Source organism: Capnocytophaga canis, from assembly GCF_043187445.1.
Taxonomy (GTDB): Bacteria; Bacteroidota; Bacteroidia; order Flavobacteriales; family Flavobacteriaceae; genus Capnocytophaga; species Capnocytophaga canis.
Map to the genome: position 1 here is coordinate 2,245,193 of NZ_CP171121.1, position 17,416 is coordinate 2,262,608.

12 protein-coding genes are annotated in these 17,416 nt (G+C 35.8%); 8 read left to right on the plus strand and 4 right to left on the minus strand.

All coding sequences use genetic code 11. The features are described 5' to 3' along the window. The first annotated feature begins 65 nt into the window (after nucleotides 1-65). The 6 genes from ACF3OB_RS09595 to ACF3OB_RS09620 all read left to right on the plus strand — a co-directional run bounded on the left by ACF3OB_RS09595 (nucleotide 66) and on the right by ACF3OB_RS09620 (nucleotide 11,320). Nucleotides 66-1,487, plus strand: coding sequence for a lipopolysaccharide biosynthesis protein (locus tag ACF3OB_RS09595; protein ID WP_392447559.1), 1,422 nt, complete (start codon nucleotides 66-68; stop codon nucleotides 1,485-1,487). A gap of 71 nt (nucleotides 1,488-1,558) precedes the next feature. Continuing rightward, nucleotides 1,559-2,320, plus strand: a complete 762-nt coding sequence (pflA, locus tag ACF3OB_RS09600; RefSeq protein WP_042010352.1) for a pyruvate formate-lyase-activating protein — start codon at nucleotides 1,559-1,561, stop codon at nucleotides 2,318-2,320. 353 nt (nucleotides 2,321-2,673) lie between these two features. Continuing rightward, on the plus strand, nucleotides 2,674-5,775 hold the full coding sequence (locus ACF3OB_RS09605) for a SusC/RagA family TonB-linked outer membrane protein (protein ID WP_392447561.1): 3,102 nt from the start codon (nucleotides 2,674-2,676) through the stop codon (nucleotides 5,773-5,775). A gap of 13 nt (nucleotides 5,776-5,788) precedes the next feature. Next, nucleotides 5,789-7,741: a SusD/RagB family nutrient-binding outer membrane lipoprotein gene (locus ACF3OB_RS09610; RefSeq protein ID WP_392447563.1), complete on the plus strand. Its 1,953-nt coding sequence runs from the start codon at nucleotides 5,789-5,791 to the stop codon at nucleotides 7,739-7,741. A gap of 229 nt (nucleotides 7,742-7,970) precedes the next feature. Further along, complete coding sequence (locus tag ACF3OB_RS09615; protein WP_042342843.1) at nucleotides 7,971-9,665, plus strand: putative transporter; 1,695 nt, start codon at nucleotides 7,971-7,973, stop codon at nucleotides 9,663-9,665. A gap of 182 nt (nucleotides 9,666-9,847) precedes the next feature. Further along, nucleotides 9,848-11,320 (plus strand): lipopolysaccharide biosynthesis protein, encoded by a 1,473-nt coding sequence (locus tag ACF3OB_RS09620; protein ID WP_172919389.1) that lies wholly within the window; start codon nucleotides 9,848-9,850, stop codon nucleotides 11,318-11,320. A gap of 5 nt (nucleotides 11,321-11,325) precedes the next feature. Here the strand turns inward: ACF3OB_RS09620 and ACF3OB_RS09625 are convergent, their stop codons facing one another. Continuing rightward, nucleotides 11,326-12,468, minus strand: a complete 1,143-nt coding sequence (locus tag ACF3OB_RS09625) for a cysteine desulfurase family protein (protein WP_392447565.1) — start codon at nucleotides 12,466-12,468, stop codon at nucleotides 11,326-11,328. 257 nt (nucleotides 12,469-12,725) lie between these two features. After that, on the minus strand, nucleotides 12,726-13,589 hold the full coding sequence (gene speB / locus ACF3OB_RS09630) for an agmatinase (protein ID WP_042008689.1): 864 nt from the start codon (nucleotides 13,587-13,589) through the stop codon (nucleotides 12,726-12,728). Between the two features lie 187 nt (nucleotides 13,590-13,776). Between speB and ACF3OB_RS09635 the strand changes: the two genes are divergently transcribed. Together ACF3OB_RS09635 and ACF3OB_RS09640 are read left to right on the plus strand one after the other, a co-directional pair. Beyond that, nucleotides 13,777-14,187, plus strand: a complete 411-nt coding sequence (locus tag ACF3OB_RS09635) for a PaaI family thioesterase (protein ID WP_042008692.1) — start codon at nucleotides 13,777-13,779, stop codon at nucleotides 14,185-14,187. Further along, complete coding sequence (locus ACF3OB_RS09640; protein ID WP_392447566.1) at nucleotides 14,184-15,227, plus strand: isochorismate synthase; 1,044 nt, start codon at nucleotides 14,184-14,186, stop codon at nucleotides 15,225-15,227. Before ACF3OB_RS09635 ends, ACF3OB_RS09640 begins: the two co-directional genes overlap by 4 nt. Before the next feature lie 182 nt (nucleotides 15,228-15,409). On the opposite strand, the gene ACF3OB_RS09645 is transcribed toward ACF3OB_RS09640, so the two are convergent. Then, nucleotides 15,410-16,012, minus strand: a complete 603-nt coding sequence (locus ACF3OB_RS09645; protein ID WP_392447568.1) for a thioredoxin family protein — start codon at nucleotides 16,010-16,012, stop codon at nucleotides 15,410-15,412. Between the two features lie 157 nt (nucleotides 16,013-16,169). Then, nucleotides 16,170-17,414 (minus strand): DUF445 domain-containing protein, encoded by a 1,245-nt coding sequence (locus ACF3OB_RS09650; protein WP_392447570.1) that lies wholly within the window; start codon nucleotides 17,412-17,414, stop codon nucleotides 16,170-16,172. Nucleotides 17,415-17,416: the final 2 nt, after the last annotated feature.

A 17,416-nucleotide genomic window follows, 5' to 3' on the forward strand; every position in this document is an offset into this window, starting at 1 on the left:
ACCTGAATAGGAAAGCGGGAATATCTTAGGCTATTCTCGGATAGTAAAAATATTCAATTATAATCATGAGTAAACTGAAAAAACTATTCAAACATACGTTCGTCTATGGACTGGCTACCGTACTGCCACGTGTTTTAACTCTTCTGTTGACAAATTTTTATACACATAAACTTGAAAAACAAGATTTTGGTATTTATTCGGGGTTGTTCGTATATTTGATTTTAGGGAATGTATTGCTTTCTTATGGGATGGAAACCGCTTTTTTCCGTTTTGTGAATAAGGAAACCGATAAAAAGAAAGTACAATCTACGGCGCTTACCTCAGTAACAGTTAGTTCTTTTCTGTTTTTAGTGGGAGCTATCCTTTTGCAAAATCATATTGCCGAGTGGTTGAATTACAAGGTAGAGTATATCCGATTGGCGATCTACATATTGGTATTGGATGCGTTGGTTGTAATTCCGTTTGCGTGGCTTCGCAATGAGGGGAAATCGGTGATTTATGCTTTGATTAAGATTGGAAATGTAGTGGTAAATTTACTACTTAATCTGTATTTTTTCTTGGTGTTAAGCAATCATATTGATAAAACAGATGAAGGGGTTGTTTTTATTTTTATGTCTAATTTCATAGCGAGTTTAGTTACTTTTTTGGTGCTTCTTCCCCTTTATTTCCGAATTAAATTCAGTTTTTCTGTTGCTTTATGGAAACAGATGATGCGTTATGGCTTCCCTGTACTCATTGCGGGAATCGCTTTTGCTGTAAATGAAGGTTTTGACCGTGTTTTTTTGCGGATGCTTCTTCCCGTTGATACTGCTGATGCTACTATCGGTGTTTATTCCGCGTGTTACAAGATGGGGATGTTTATGACACTTTTTGTAACAGCGTACAAATTAGGTGTTGAACCTTTCTTTTTCAGTAACGCACAAGACAAAAATGCACCAAAGACCTACGCTTTGGTAACGGAATATTTTATTCTCTTTGGAGCTTTCATATTGTTATTTATTACTGTTTTTATAGATGTATTAAAGTATATAATTGTATCAAATTCAGAGTATTGGGAGGCTTTGTGGATAGTTCCTGTCATTTTGTTGGCAAATCTTTGTTTGGGGATTTATCACAGTCTTTCGGTGTGGTACAAGGTCACTGATAGAACCAATTTCGGAGCATATGTATCTGTTTTAGGGATGTTTATTACCGTGATTGTTAATTTCCTGTTGATTCCTTTAATAAGTTACAAAGGTTCGGCATTAGCTACCCTTGCTACCTATTTTGTTATGATGTCGGTATCTTTTTGGGTTGGACAAAAAAAATATCCAATACCCTATAATATTAAAAAAATAGGAGTATATTTGGGATTTAGCATAATGTCTTCATTTATAGTATTCTATGTTTTTGATAAAAACATGTATATAGGGACTGTCTTTTTATTGCTTTATGTTCTATTAGTTGTAAAACAGGAAAAACAGCTAATTAGGCATTTAAAGCGTTGATTTTGTTTTTTAGGTTAGAAAGATGTACATTTGTGACTAAAATATGTTAAAGTAAATATAGGCACCTTTTTATGGAAACACATCCGTTGCGAGCAGCTATTCATTCGGTTGAATCTTTTGGAAATATTGATGGGCCAGGCATACGCTATGTTGTTTTTTTTCAGGGGTGTATGTTGCGTTGTAAGTATTGTCACAATCCTGACACTTGGGAATTGCATAATGACGATGCAAAGATGATGACCACGGATGAATTGGTTAGCGATATTGTTAAGTATAAAACTTTCTTTCAAGCTAGTGGAGGAGGAGTGACTCTCAGTGGTGGTGAGCCTTTATTGCAGTTAGATTTTGTTTTAGAACTTTTTACAAAATTAAAGTCATTAGGAATAAGTACTTGCGTAGATACCTGTGGTGGGTTTTATGCTAATACCCCGATTATCAATGAAAAAATTCTTAAGTTAATATCTCTTACCGATTTGTTTTTGGTGGACATCAAACATATTGATGATACACAACACCAACGTCTTACCAAACGACATAATAAAAATATTATCACTTTCATTGATTTTTTAAGCCAAAATGGAGCTAAAATGTGGGTTCGCCATGTGTTAGTACCTAAATGGACCGATGATGATGTATACTTACAAAAACTTCGCGATTATATCGACACTTTACAAGGAGTAGAGCGTGTTGAGGTTCTTCCCTACCACGATATGGCTAAATTCAAATATGATGAATTGGGAATTGATTATCCGTTGAAGGATATTGAGCGTCCGTCGAAAGAGCGCATTGAAAATGCTATTAAAATTTTAGGCGCCAGGTATGATTTGGATTGATTTTCTGCCCACAACTCATCATTCCCACATATCGGATATTTTTCTTCATAGCTAATAAACGTTTTCCTCTAAATTTATATTGAAATCCCAAACAATCTGTTAACTAAAATTTGCATATATTTTTATACTAGGTTGATCAATTTTATATAGGGTTCAAGAATTTTTACGGAGGAAAAACATTTGTATTTTTTAAAAGTGCTGATTTTCAGATAAATGTAATGTTTAAAAAATCACATTAAAATCTTTTTGTTATATTTATGCAGAAAAATAGTTAAAAAAGTTTTTTGTTAACATAAATTTCTTTATTTTTGTAGAGAAGATATTTTAATTACTTAACCAAAAACATGTACAATATGAAAAGAAAGTTTTTAGTAACATTTGTGCTAACGATGGTTTTTTGTTTCCATTGGTTGTATGCACAAAATCGTACGGTTAGTGGTGTAGTTACCGATGAATCAGGGATTCCACTTTCAGGGGTGAGCGTTTTAGTTAAAGGAACAACCCGAGGAGTGTCTACCGATTTTGATGGTAAGTACAACATTCAAGCTCAAGCAGAAGAAATCCTTATTTTCAGTTCCATGGGATTTGTTACGCAAGAGAAAAAAGCTAACGTGACCAAACTCAATGTTATGTTGAAAGAAGACGCTGAAGAGTTGGAAGAGGTTGTTGTAACGGCATTAGGTATCAAACGAAGTGAAAAAGCTCTTGGGTATGCTTTACAGGAAATTGACGGAACAAAGTTACTTGAGGCTCGTGATGCTAACGTAACAAATGCTCTTTCAGGGAAAGTATCTGGTTTGCAGATTGTTAAAGGAGCGGGAGGTATGGCTGGTTCTTCAAAAATTGTGTTGAGAGGGCAAAATTCACTCACAGGAGATAATCAGCCACTGATTGTTGTAGATGGTGTGCCAATAGACAATAAAGCCAGTGGAGCTGCCGATATTTGGGGAAATTCCGGAATGGATATGGGGAACGGACTTTCCGATATCAATCCGGAAGACATAGAAAGCCTTACTGTTTTGAAAGGAGCTTCGGCAGCAGCACTTTACGGTTCTCGTGCTGGAAATGGAGTTATTCTGATTACCACCAAATCAGGAAAGGAAAAGAAAGGACTTGGAATTACATTTTCAACGACTCTTGCCACTGAAGATATTTTTGTTAAACCAGCATTGCAAAATACTTATGCACAAGGGGTTGATAATTTATACGATCCTAAAACAGCTCGAAACTGGGGGCCAAGAATTGAAGGACAAACAGTAACTAATTGGAATAACAAGCAAGTGAAATTGGAGGCGTATGATAATATGAATAATTTCTTTCGTACAGGAATTACAGCCACACAAGCTCTTTCTTTCCAGCAACAAATAAATAAAACTTCGGTATACGGTTCTGTTAACTATATGGATAATACCAGTATGGTGCCTGAAACGGATATGAATCGTACATCAATGGCATTGCGAACTACAACTAATTTAGGAGCAAGTGATCGTTGGAAAGTAGATTTTAAAATCAATTATGTGAACACTCAGGCTCATAATCGTCCAATTCAAGGTTTGAACCAGTCAAATGTATTTAAAACCTTGACCATATTCCCTCGTACATTGGATATTCGTGAATTCAATCCACCGATAGTTAACGGACAACAAGTGTGGTATGACACGCAAACATTGCCCGACGACAACCCTTGGTGGACTCTTAAGTACAATACAAACAACGACGTGCGTAATCGTTATATCAGTTTTGGAGCGGTAACCTACGAATTTACAAATTGGTTACGAGGAGAAGTAAAAGGAGGATTGGACTACTACAACACAAAAATGTATCAACGCAAACATTCGGGAAGTTTATCAGTGCCAAAAAACGGACAATATGCAGAGGCTTCCAAAGAATTTTCTGAAAAGAATCTTAGCTTTCTGTTGATTGCTGAAAAAAGTGATTTACTGAAAGATCTTAACGGAACGTTGACCTTTGGAGGAAATCTAATGTCACAGCATATTTCAGAGATGAATGCTAAATCAGGAGATTTATTGATTCCTAACATATTCTCATTGAACAATGGTAAAGAAAAACCAACTGTAACCTCATTGATTACACAGCGAAAAATGAATTCATTATACGGTTCAGCACAAATCGGATGGAAAAATAGTTTGTATTTGGACGCAACTTTTCGTAACGATTGGTCTTCAACCATGAGTAAAGTAAATCGTTCCTATTTCTATCCGTCTTTGAGTTTTTCTGGGGTGATTTCAGAATTGATAGAATTACCTGAATGGGTAACATTTGCCAAAGTAAGAGCTTCCTATGCTGAGGTGGGGAACGATTTAGAGCCTTATATGTTGTATAACAGTTACTCAGTTGCGAAAGACTATTGGGGTGTGCCAACAATTTCAACTAATGAAATTTTGTATGACCATTCAGTGCGTAGTGAGTTAGTAAAATCATATGAAGCTGGGCTCGATTTAAGACTTTTTAATAACCGAGTGCGATTAGATGCAGCTGTATATAAGACCAATGCCATGCGTCAATTATTACGTTTACCGATGGATGAAACTAGCGGATATAAATTCAAGATAATCAACGCAGGAAATATTGAAAATAAAGGAGTTGAACTTTCGTTAGGAGTAGGTATTTTACAAAATCCTGAAGGATTAAATTGGGATACAACGGTAAACTTTTCTAAGAATGAAAATCAAATTATCGACCTTTACCCAGGGGTAGCTTCCTATGAATTGCTTACAGTTGATGAGATTATGGTACTTGCTGAAGTAGGTAAAGAATATGGAGCAATTTATGGCTCGGCTATCCGTAGGGTCAATGATGCGAACAGTCCTCACAACGGAAAGATGATTCTTACTGCGGAAGGATTGCCTCAGCGAGATGCTGTAGCATTACATTATCTTGGAAATCAGCAACCTGATTACTTGTTAGGTTTTAGCAATAGTTTCTCATGGAAAGGAATTAATTTAGACTTTCTTGTAGATGCTCGTGTAGGAGGAAAAATGTTCTCTATGACACGTAATTTGCTTACAGGCTATGGAATGGCAGCAGAAACAGCTGTTGATGGTAAGCGAGATTCATTTGTTGTAGAAGGTGTAATAGCCAATAGCTCAGGAGGATATGATATAAACACAAAACAAGTAACACCTCAACGTTATTGGGGAGCATTGGCCCAAAACAACATCGGAATCACTGAAGCTAACATGTATGATGCTACATCGGTACGTTTAAGAACCCTGTCATTAGGGTATACGTTTGGTAAAAAACACTTGGAAAGCATTGGAATCCAAAATCTCAAGTGTTCCTTCACGGCGAATAATCTTTGGTTGATTCACACCAACATTCCAGGAATTGATCCAGAATCAGTTTCAGGAACAGGCACAAACGTAACAGCATTGGAGTTTGGAGCGCCACCTACAAGCCGTACGTTTACGTTTAATATTACTATCGGACTTTAAAACAATGTGTGTTATGAGAAAATATATATTAAAATTCGCTATTATATCTATAGTTGCATTTTCATCGTACGCTTGTTCGGACTTTGAGGAAATCAACAAAGATCCCAATGCAGCTGATCGCAATTCGGTACTGGTTGAAGGGTTGTTTAATGCTTCGGTCGCTGATGCACAGCTTAGCTGGTGGAATCGGGATATTCTTTTTCACCGTACTTGGCTTTGGGGAGCTCGGTACACGTATCGCCCTATTCACGGGCCACAGGTGTTGCAAGATCAAAATAATTACATGTCAGACTATTGGAATTCTGCTGCAAAATGGATTACCAATGTTAGCCAGGCCATTGAAATAGGAGAGGAACGCATCAGAACAGGAAAGGCAGATGTCAAAACCAATAATTATGTGCAAATGGCAAGAGTTTATCGAGCGTATTTGCTTTCAGAGATTACAGATATGTTTGGCCCCTATCCAGCTCGAAAAGGATTCAAAGGGGAAGTAGCTGAGTATGATAGTGTTGAAGATATTTACGCCTATATAGAAGAGGAACTAAAATTGGCAGTGAGCAAATTTGATGAAAGTACTGAGGCTTCAAATGATGCTTTTGATGCGTTTTACGCAGGGAAAATTGGTGCTTGGAAAAAATATGCCAATTCGTTACGGTTGCGTTGTGCAATGCGTTTTTCAAATGTAGGTACAGTGGGTAAAACTCGTTTTGAAAACATCTTACAAGAAGTAGGAGATATTTCGGGATTCATTATCAATAATGTAGATAATGCTTCCGTTGCACAATCAAGTATTGCTGACTTAGAGGATCCTGCAGGTTCTATCTTTGCCCTTAGCTATATTGGAATGGAAATTACTTCCACATTGACTAACATTTCTTTTGGATTGGGAGGAATTTCAGTTGCAGAAATGGCACAATATCCTGGAACATCAGCCTATGGTTTGCCACAAGAAGCACTAACCAATCATTTACGTTCACCTAATGAATACTTAGGAGTTTATATGCCGGATTATTTGCCAACAAAAACAAATATTCAGTCAGCAGGATATCTGTATGATTATATTCCTAAAGAAATAGATCCTCGTATTTTAGTAAATTATCATATACCTGGGCATCATGATGGATTGGTAAATTTTTATGTACAGCGCGATTTAAATGCTGAAAAGAATAATACTAATTATCAAGAAATTGAACTTCCTGCAGATTCTGGGCAAAAATTCAGTACTAAATATACCTTTTCATCATTCACTTGCGGAGAAAATGCAGGGAAAAATGATTTGATTCTGAGAGGTTTCCGTAGGAATTTAGGTCGTTTGCCGGCTATCGGTAAGCAATATCGTGGAGGAGATTTACGGCGCGTCTATTTCGGATGTTGGGAAACCTACTTTTTATTGGCAGAGGCAGCTCACTACGGATGGGAAACAGGACGTACAGCTAAGGAGTGGTATGAATTAGGTGTAAAAGCTAGTTTTGATTACCACAAAATAGGTCGCTATGCAGATGCTTATTTGGAAAGTGAAAGTTATAATCGTATCGGAACTTCGGTAAAGTTTGACCATACAACCGAAATTACTTCAAAACAGCTGACGCGAAAAATTTACCCATCAGGAACGGAAGAAACCGTGACCTATAATTATCCGAAGGGAGTACATCCAACTAATAACGATGTACTATCTAAGATTATGACACAGAAGTATATCGCTCAGAATCCTTGGCAACCGTTCGAGGCAACCAATGATTACCGCCGAACGGGATTGCCGTTTTTTGAAAATCCGTATTTGGAAGGATTATTGCCATTTATGCCATTCTACACTGATCATTCGGCTGCAGACATTAAAAATGTGTATCGCAGAGTTCGTTATCCAATCAGTTTGAAAACAAAAAACCAAGCTGGTTATGACCGAGCTTTACAATTGTTAGGAGGAGAGGATAAACCCGAAACTCCACTGATTTGGCATAAACGATAGGTATAGCGTTTCATAAGTTGGAAATCACCCCAAGTCGAAAGACATAAGGGTGATTTCTTTTTAAATACGCATAAAAATCTAAAATAGAGAAACTAATAGCTAAATCATTAATTATTAATCAAATTCATAAAAAAAGACTTTTATAGATGAGAATTTACTAAATTTTTTGTTTATATGTAAAAGAAAAATAGTACTTTTGCGTTCGGAAAATTTTAAAATATTTTACGATATGGATTGGATAGTAAATCTATTTTCAAATCACGAAAGTGTGGCATATACAGTCATTGTTTACAGTTTTGTGATAGCCTTAGGGGTAGCCTTAGGGAAGGTTCGTATTTGGGGAATTTCATTCGGAATTGCTTGTGTGCTTTTCGCAGGAATTGGAGTGGCTCATTTTGGTTTTACTGTTGATGGACACATCCAGCACTTTATCAAGGAGTTTGGTCTGATTTTGTTCGTTTACACCATTGGGTTGCAGGTTGGTCCAGGTTTTTTTGCTTCTTTTCAACAAGGAGGTTTAAAACTTAATAGTTTAGCAATACTCTCAGTTCTCACATGTGTGCTGACAGTGATAGTGTTGTTTTATGCTACTGATACTAGCATGGCTGATCTTGTGGGGATTATGTCAGGAGCAGTGACTAACACACCAGGTCTGGGAGCCGCTCAACAAGCTATTGTGGACATTTTCAGAGCAGAAGGTCAATCACAAGAGACTATCAACGGAGCATTATCCAACGTTTCTAACGGATACGCAGTGGCATATCCATTTGGAGTATTAGGTATTATTTTAGTGATGATGATTCTCAAGTCAGCCCTGAAAGTGAATTTAGATGCCGAGAAACGACTGAATCAATGGAAAGTTAATAAAAACAACTCAAGTGTTGACAAAGTAGCTGTTCGTGTCGAAAATCCAGTGTTATTTGAAAAACACGTAGCAATTATAAAAGAAACTTTAGGAATGGACTTCGTTATTTCACGCGTTTATCATACAGGTAAAATACATATGGTGGATAAGGATACCATCTTAAAGCAGGGAGATATATTACTTTTGGTGGCGAATCCAAAAGATTTTGATAAATTGTCAACTCTTATAGGAAAGAAAGAAAGTATAGCTCTGTTTGAAGGAGAGGCAAATGACATTGTTTCACGCCGAATGAATGTTACTAACAAACTGGCATATTCGAAAAAATTAGGAGAGATTAACGTACGTGAACAGTATGGCGTAACCGTAAGTCGTGTATATCGTGCGGGGATTGAATTTGTTCCTACCAAAGACACTAAATTACAATTTGGGGATGCTATCACTGTGGTTGGAGATGAAGAGCATATCAAATTGGTTGAAAAAGTATTCGGAAATTCTAAAAAACGTATGCAACATCCACACATAGCGGAGCTTTTTTTTGGTATTGTTCTTGGGGTTATTTTAGGGTCTATTCCGATTGCTATTCCAGGAATGTCGTCGCCTGTGAAGCTTGGTTTGGCAGGAGGGCCACTTATTGTTGCCATTTTAATAAGCCGTTACGGAGGTCGCTTCTCGGTTACACACTATGTGTCGCATAGTGCTAATTTGATGGTTAGAGAGATTGGAATAGTATTGTTTTTAGCCAGTGTGGGCTTAGGAGCAGGGCAAAATTTCATCAAAACCCTATCAGAAGGGGCAGGTTTGCAATGGATGTTGATGGGAGTTGCTATCACTTTGGTGCCACTTATTGTGGTAGCGTTGGTAGCTCGTTTTTACTATAAATTGAACTTTTTAGAAATCTGTGGATTACTATCTGGGTCGCAAACCGATCCTCCTGCTTTGGCGTTTGCCCATGACGTAACAGGATCCGATGCTCCAGCGGTTACGTATGCTGCTGTTTATCCACTCACAACCTTTATGCGAATTATGGTAGCACAGCTACTCATAGTGATGTTTTTGTAGTTAATAAATTTTTATAAATTAGACTGTCCTAAGATGTCATTTCCAGTCCCCAATAACTTTGAATGAGGGGTTCCTCCTCTTCAGGGATTTGGAATAAAAGTTTTCAAAAAGAAACATGCATCTTAGGGCAGTCTCTTTTATTTCCTGAAAAAATATTACTTTTGTACTATAATTTATTTAAAATGGGTATTGTATTTCGCCAATCGCTAAAGAATATTTTAACTACTTATCTGGGTTTCGGATTTGGAGCAGTAAATACCTTATTTTTATTTGTTTACTTCCTTTCGAAAGAAGAATATGGATTGGTTAGCTATATAACTTCCACAGCTACAATACTTTCTCCACTGATTGCTTTTGGAGTGCACAACACTTTCATTCGATATTATTTTTCCTATACCGATTCTAAAGAATTATCGAAGTTCAATACAATGTTGTTCGTTTTACCACTTTTGATAATTTTTCCGTTGGGTTTGATAGGTGTTTTTACTTATGAGTATATGGTACAATGGCTTTCAGGTGAAAATGAGGTTGTGAGGGATTACGTCTTTTTGATTTTCATTACAGCCATTGCTATGGGCTATTTCGAGATTTTCTATTCGTGGGCAAGAGTACAACTCAAAACTGTCTTTGGAAATTTTTTGAAAGAGGTTTTTCATCGTATTTGCATTACTTTATTGTTGTTAGGTGTTTATTATAAAGTTTTTGATTTTCACGAATTTGTGTGGGGAGTGTTTGTTGCATATGCACTTCGTACTTTGCTCATGCTCATATCTTCCTTTTCCATAAAGCTACCCACATTTAGCTGGGGGCTTCCGAAAAATAAGCGAGAAATTTTTTATTACAGTCTGTTTATAGTTGTTTCGGGATCGGTAGCAAACCTACTGATGGATATTGATAAGTTTATGATTAATCAATATTTACCCATTTCTGAGATAGCAATTTACAACGTAGCTATATTTACAGCTACAGTTATTGCTATTCCTTATAGATCAATGTATCAGGTGGTTAGTCCTCTTGTGGCTAAGTTTATCAGCACTAATCAGACAGTTGGGTTGCATGAACTTTATAAAAAAAGTACTATTAACATTTATTTGGTAAGCATAATCGTTTTTGTCTTAATTATCGTCAACGCAAACCAATTTTACAATCTACTACCCGATAAAGAATACGCATTAGGAATTAAGGTTTTGGTTTTTATTTCATTAGTAAAACTTTCGGATTCTTTGGTAGGGGTTAACAATGCTATCTTATTCAATTCTAAATATTATAGGACAGTCCTTTATCTTGGTATATTGTTGATTATATGTACAATAGTATTAAATATGTGGCTCATTCCATTATATGGGATTGATGGAGCTGGATTATCAACCTTATGTGCTTTTTTGATTTATAACGCTCTGAAAATCAGTTTTGTTTATCGAAAATTTCACTTGTCTCCTTTTTTTAAAGAAACTCAAAGAATAACCATATTCGGAGTTGTATCAACTTTAATTTTCTACTTTTGGGATTTTTCCATTTCACCCTTATCGAATATCGTTTTAAAATCCATAATACTTCTGATTTTCAGTTGTTTTGTTTTGATAAGATACAAACTTTCAGAAGAAGCCATAATCTTGATTAAGCAAATAGGCAGTATGAAAAATCGAAAGAGATGACAAAGCTATTTTTGAATTTCTTGCAGAATATTAATGACCTTATCGACCTCATCTTTGGTGTTATATACTGAAAAAGAGAATCGTAGTGAAGGCATTTTTAGTTGTTCTTCCGATAGAAAAGCCGATAAAACATGAGAGTTTTGTACGCTACCACTTTGACAGGCACTGCCTTTGGAACAGGCTACACCCTTCAAATCCAAAGTAAAAAGTAGGGTTACACCTTTGTCTGCTGAAAAAGGAAAGGCTACGTTTAAGATAGTGTATGAGCTACTTTCCATATTTCCAGAATTACCATTGAACTTCGCTTCGGGGAAATACTTACGAACGGATTCTATAAAGTGTTTTTTGATACTTTTAATATGTTCAGTAGAGGTTGTTAAGTTTTTATATGACTCATTTAAAGCGGTTTCCATAGCTACAATGTTATGTAAATTTTCTGTACCACTTCGCATTCCTTTTTCTTGCTCACCACCGAAAATTAATCCTCGTAACGGGATGCCTTTTCGGACGTAAGCAAAACCAATTCCTTTGGTTCCGTGGAATTTATGAGCCGAAGCGGTGATAAAATCTATATGAAAAGCCTTCAAGTCTAACGGAAAATGTCCAATCGATTGTACTGTATCAGAATGAAAATAAGCGTTGTAAGTTTTGCAGAGTTCTCCCACTTTGGTAATTGGCAACATATTCCCAATCTCATTATTCACATGCATTAAACTTACTAAAACTTTTTGATTTTCAGTTCTTTGTAGTAAATATTCTAAATCGTGTAAATCTACATCTCCTACTTCGGACAACTGAACGTACAGAATGTCGATACCGTATTCTCTTTGTAAATGCTCAACGCAATGTAATACAGCGTGGTGTTCAATTTTTGAAGTAATGATGGTTTTTACCCCCAAATCACGTACTGCACTTCTGAGAATCATGTTGTTAGCTTCTGTGCCTCCAGAAGTGAAAATCAACTCAGAAGCATTTACGTTTAACCATTTAGCGATGTTTTTCCGTGCGTTTTCAATGAGTGATTTTGCTGAACGTCCCAGACTGTGGGTCGATGACGGATTTCCGTAGTGTGAAGTGAGTGTTTGTTGAATCTTTTCAACTACTTCGGGAAAAGGACGGGTTGTAGAAGCGTTGTCGAAGTAAATCATTTCGGTTGATGTTTCATTCGGAAATAGAATATTTAAAAAGAGACTGTTCCAAAATCCAAGTATTCGTTTAACTAAGGATTATTATTTAACTCAAAGTTATGTGATAAAGTAGTTAAATACAAAAAAAAACTGACTATCAATAGATGTTTTTTATTAGTTTGATTTATTCCTTTAATCTTAACAATAAAATTCAATTCTGCAACAGTCTCATTTTATAGATTTTCTAAAAATCTAAATAGAGAAATATTTGTGAAAAATTATTTTTTACGACTGTATTTCATGTTGTATGCCAACATTTTATAGTATAATTTTGCTGCTAAAAACGCCGTTGGTTTTGCCATAGGGCTATCCATAAGTTCTACAATGTCGAAAGCAACAACGTTACATTTCTTGAAAACTTTACGGAGTAATTTTAAGGTTGGATACCATTGTAATCCACCTGGTTCTGGGGTTCCAGTTGAAGGTGCTATGGCAGGGTCAAAAGCGTCCAAGTCAATTGTAATGTATACATTTCCAGATACTTTATCTAGTACATCATCAATCCATTTTTTGTTTTTAGCGATTTCGTGAGCAAAGAAAACACGACCTTTTGGGAGGTATTTTTTTTCTTCAGCGTCCATAGAGCGGATACCCACCTGTACGAGTTTATGTTTTTCGTTTGCTTCAAATACAGCACAAGCATGGTTCGATGTAGACCCGTGAAATTCAGGGCGTAGGTCGGTGTGAGCATCTAACTGTAAAACAGTTAATTTCTCGTACTTCTCACCTACAGCACGAATCGCTCCAATAGATACTGAATGCTCCCCCCCGAAAAGCGTAAACAATTTATCGTCGTGTTTCAGCAATTCTTTAGTTTTTTGATATACAGCTTCGGTCATTGCCTCAGGTGAACTGTTTTCTGATACTTCACCTGCCAGATATACTCCTTGCAGGAAGGGCTCAGAGTCGGTTTCAATGTCATAAAGTTCCATGTTTTCAGAGGCATTCAAGAAAAGCTCAGGCCCTTTATCGGCACCTTTTCCCCACGTGGATGTTCCATCATAAGGAACGGTTACTAACATCACCTTTGAGTTTTCAAAAGTAGCATTTTCATCGGGAATTCCAGCGTATGTTCTACACATAATATATTCTTTTTTAGATATTTATCGTTGTTATCATATTTTGAGCAACAACTCATACAATATGTTATTGTCTAATGAAAGTTGATATGTCAAAATTTTTGGCAAACTTACGTATTTTTTTTGTTTTATATTTATCTATATGATATTTTTTATATCTTTACAAATTTAATATTAGAAACATCAAGTTATGGATAAAGAAGTACTACAAAAAATATGGAGTGAATTGCCTGAAAATGAGCTTATTTCTTATTTAGGCATAGAGCCTGTTGAATTGGGGAAGGATTTTATTACTTTGAAAATGCCCGTAACTTCCAGAGTTACACAAATTGATGGTATTTTACACGGAGGAATCACCTTTGCATTAGCCGAAACCGTTGGCAGTGTGGGAGCTTACGTACTTTATCGAAAGCAAGGAGAAAGTATTCGAGGGATTGAACTAAGTGGTAATCATCTGCGGGCAGGTAAAGTAGGAGATACTATTTTTGCCAAAGCTACCTGCATTCATAATGGAGGAACTTTGCAATTATGGGATATAAAAGCCACCAATCAACATGATAAACTAATTTCTTCATTTAAATTTACTACAATAAAAATATGATTTCCTATTCAGAAATACTAAAAAAAGCTATTTTACTACAAGAATCGGAAGTTCCTTTTGTGATATTTAGACGTCCGAATGAAAAGCAAATAAATTTATACAATCAAATAGATAATCAAGTATATATATTTGAAGATTCATTCGCAAATGAAGGATTTGTCTTGGCTCCTTTTCAGAATATAACACATAAAAAAATACTTTTAAAATCCGAAGAAAAATATGTAGCAAATGTAGAGGATTTTCATTTTCAGTTTTCCGACCGAAAACTTCCCTTTGACGAAGGACAGAAGCAAAATCATATCAAATTAATCAAAAAAGCTGTCCAAACCATGCAAAACAGTGAGCTTCATAAGGTAGTTTTATCACGAAAAATAGCTGCACCTTATCAGAAAAATCCTGTGGAAATATTCCAGAAAATGATAGAAAACTATCCTACGGCATTTTGCTACTTATTTTCACATCCAAAAGTGGGGGTGTGGTTGGCAGCAACACCTGAAACCTTGTTGAAATTTTCAGAAAATCAGCTGTATACTATGGCTTTAGCAGGTACACAACCTTTTAAAGAAGGAATAATTACTTGGCAACAGAAAGAACGTGAAGAACAACAAATTGTTACGGATGACATTCTTGATAAAATAAAATTCTATACAGAAAATAAAAAAGTTAGTGAACCAAAAACAGTCAGAGCGGGAGGAGTGGTTCATTTATGTACGCACATTACAGCCGACTTACAAGCCGATAAAAACCCGTTTGATGTGGTTACTCAATTACATCCTACACCTGCTGTTTGTGGGTTTCCGTTTGAGGCAGCACAACGGTTTATATTAGAAAATGAATCGTATGATCGTATTTTTTACACTGGTTATTGCGGAGTAGTTGAGCAGCAGAAATTTGATTTCTACGTAAATCTACGTTGTATGCAACTCGAAGAAAATCAAGCATATATATATGTAGGTGGAGGTGTTTTGAAAGAATCTATTCCAGAATCAGAATGGGACGAGACTCAGAACAAAGCCCAAACAATGTTTAGAATTTTGTAAAAACTGTCCGAAAAGTCGATTTCTTGTTGCAATTTTGCAAGTTTGAACGAAAATTACGCTCCACCGAACAAAATTATGTGAAATTCGGATTTTCGGACAGATATATTGCTATTACGAATGTCTATTTTCTTGTTTTTCTCTTGAAATTTTGTATTTCTATCTTTAATTTCAGTTTTTTTGAACTAAATTTTAGAAAAAATCTTTATAAAATCATCAATAATATTATTTCCTTTGTCTTGGTTATACCATTTTTGTAGATTTTCTTTAAACTCGGCATCCAATGCTCCATGGGTTGCTTTGTAATCTTCCACCATTTTAGTCGCCTCAGAAGGTCTTGAACCCCAGTGTGTTAGTACGTTGTTTTCCAAATCTAACACTATAGCTATCGGAATCGCCTTTCCTCCGTTGGTTAAAAATAGGTTCATTAATGCTTCATTTTCATCTCGAAAAACGAGTTTCAGCATGATTTTGGGATTCAATTCTGAAATTTTGTTGATAACGGGAATAATTTGAGCCGCATCGCCACACCAAAACTCAGTGATTACCAACAAGGTAATTTGTTTGTCATAATTCTTAAAAAAGGTAGCTTTTTCCTCTGGAATTGTAATTGTTTTGTCCAATCGTTTGTAGCGACTTTCGTTGATGGCACTGTGTTTCACATATTCTTCACTTTGGTTTGAACCGCTGGTTCGTTTTTCACCGACATATTGCTGATGTAGGCTTCGATATGTGGGATACGTAATGCTGTTTAGCAGACTTTGCTCGATAATTTGTTTGGTATTCATATGTACTTATTTTTAGAGGTTAGTATTTGTCAAAAAAAAGGTTACGATTTTTTCATCAGAAATCATGTTTATTGTCGCTGTATGAACTTTTGAATACGTGTTTAGTTGAAATCTATTGTTTTTCAGTTGTTTATATACTTTTGAAACGTGTTGGTTTCTATAAAAATTGTGTAATAGCGTAAATCAGTAACCCTGCTAATCCCCCAACAATTGTGCCATTAATTCGGATGAATTGTAAATCTTTGCCAACTTCCAATTCGAGCTTTCGGCTGAGTTCTTTACCCTGCCAATTGCCCACAGTTCGGCTGATAAGTGTCCCCACTTCATGCCGATTTTTGAGTATGAACTGATACGCTGTTTTTTGTATTTGTCGGTCGATTTTTTGCTGTAATTCTATGTCAGTATGTAGCTGTAAACTAATCTTTTGGATGTATCTATGGAAGTGTTGCTTTAATGTGGAATCTGTTGTGGGTTTCACTAAGTCGTTATTGATGTAATCTTTTAAGTATTTCCATATTTGCAAAGCGTATTTATGAATAGACTCTGAGTTAATTAGTTGATTTTTAATGGATTCTATTTTTGTTTCCCACTTGGAAGATGTTTGAATGTCTTTGCCAAACATTATCAATTGATTATCGACTTCTTTGCGTACGGAATGCTCTGGGTTTTTGATGATTTCTGCCACGTAGTTTGCCAATCCTTCGGTGATTTTATCTGCCAAAATGTCATCAACGAATTTGGGGATAAAAAAAGCACTTTTTGAGGAGACTTTTTCTTGGACTAAGGATTTATTTTCCCAAATATAGGTCTCAATTTTTTGTAATATAAAACTCAATAATTTTTGATGCTCTTTCTCCTCCATAATATAATCTAAAGATTTGCTTATCAATGTTTTTAGCTCTATTTCATGGAGTAGTTCCTTGCTTTTTTGAGTGATAAAATCGGTAGCGTTTTCTTCATCAATCCCATTGACTAACTGTACTATTTTTTCAGATATTTCATTAGTTAATGTATTGATATTTTTTTCTTTACTTAGCCACTCGGCAAGGAAAGGAGTGATTTTCACTTCCTCAACATACGGACGTATACCTTCGGGCTTCAAAAAATTGTCTACTACAAATCCACCCAAGTTGTCACCTATGCTTTTTTTGCGATTTTCAATCAAATTTGTATGCGGGATAGGCAAACCTAATGGTTTGTGAAAAAGTGCTGTAACAGCAAACCAATCAGCCAATGCTCCCACCATCGCAGCTTCGGAAAAGGCTTTTATATATCCGATCAGGGAGGTGTCGGGATATTTTTTCTGTAGGAAGACCATCGTTATATAAAGTACTACCATTATCAAAAATAAGGTAGTTGCCATTCTTTTATGATACCGTAATTTACGTTCTTTATCTTTCATAT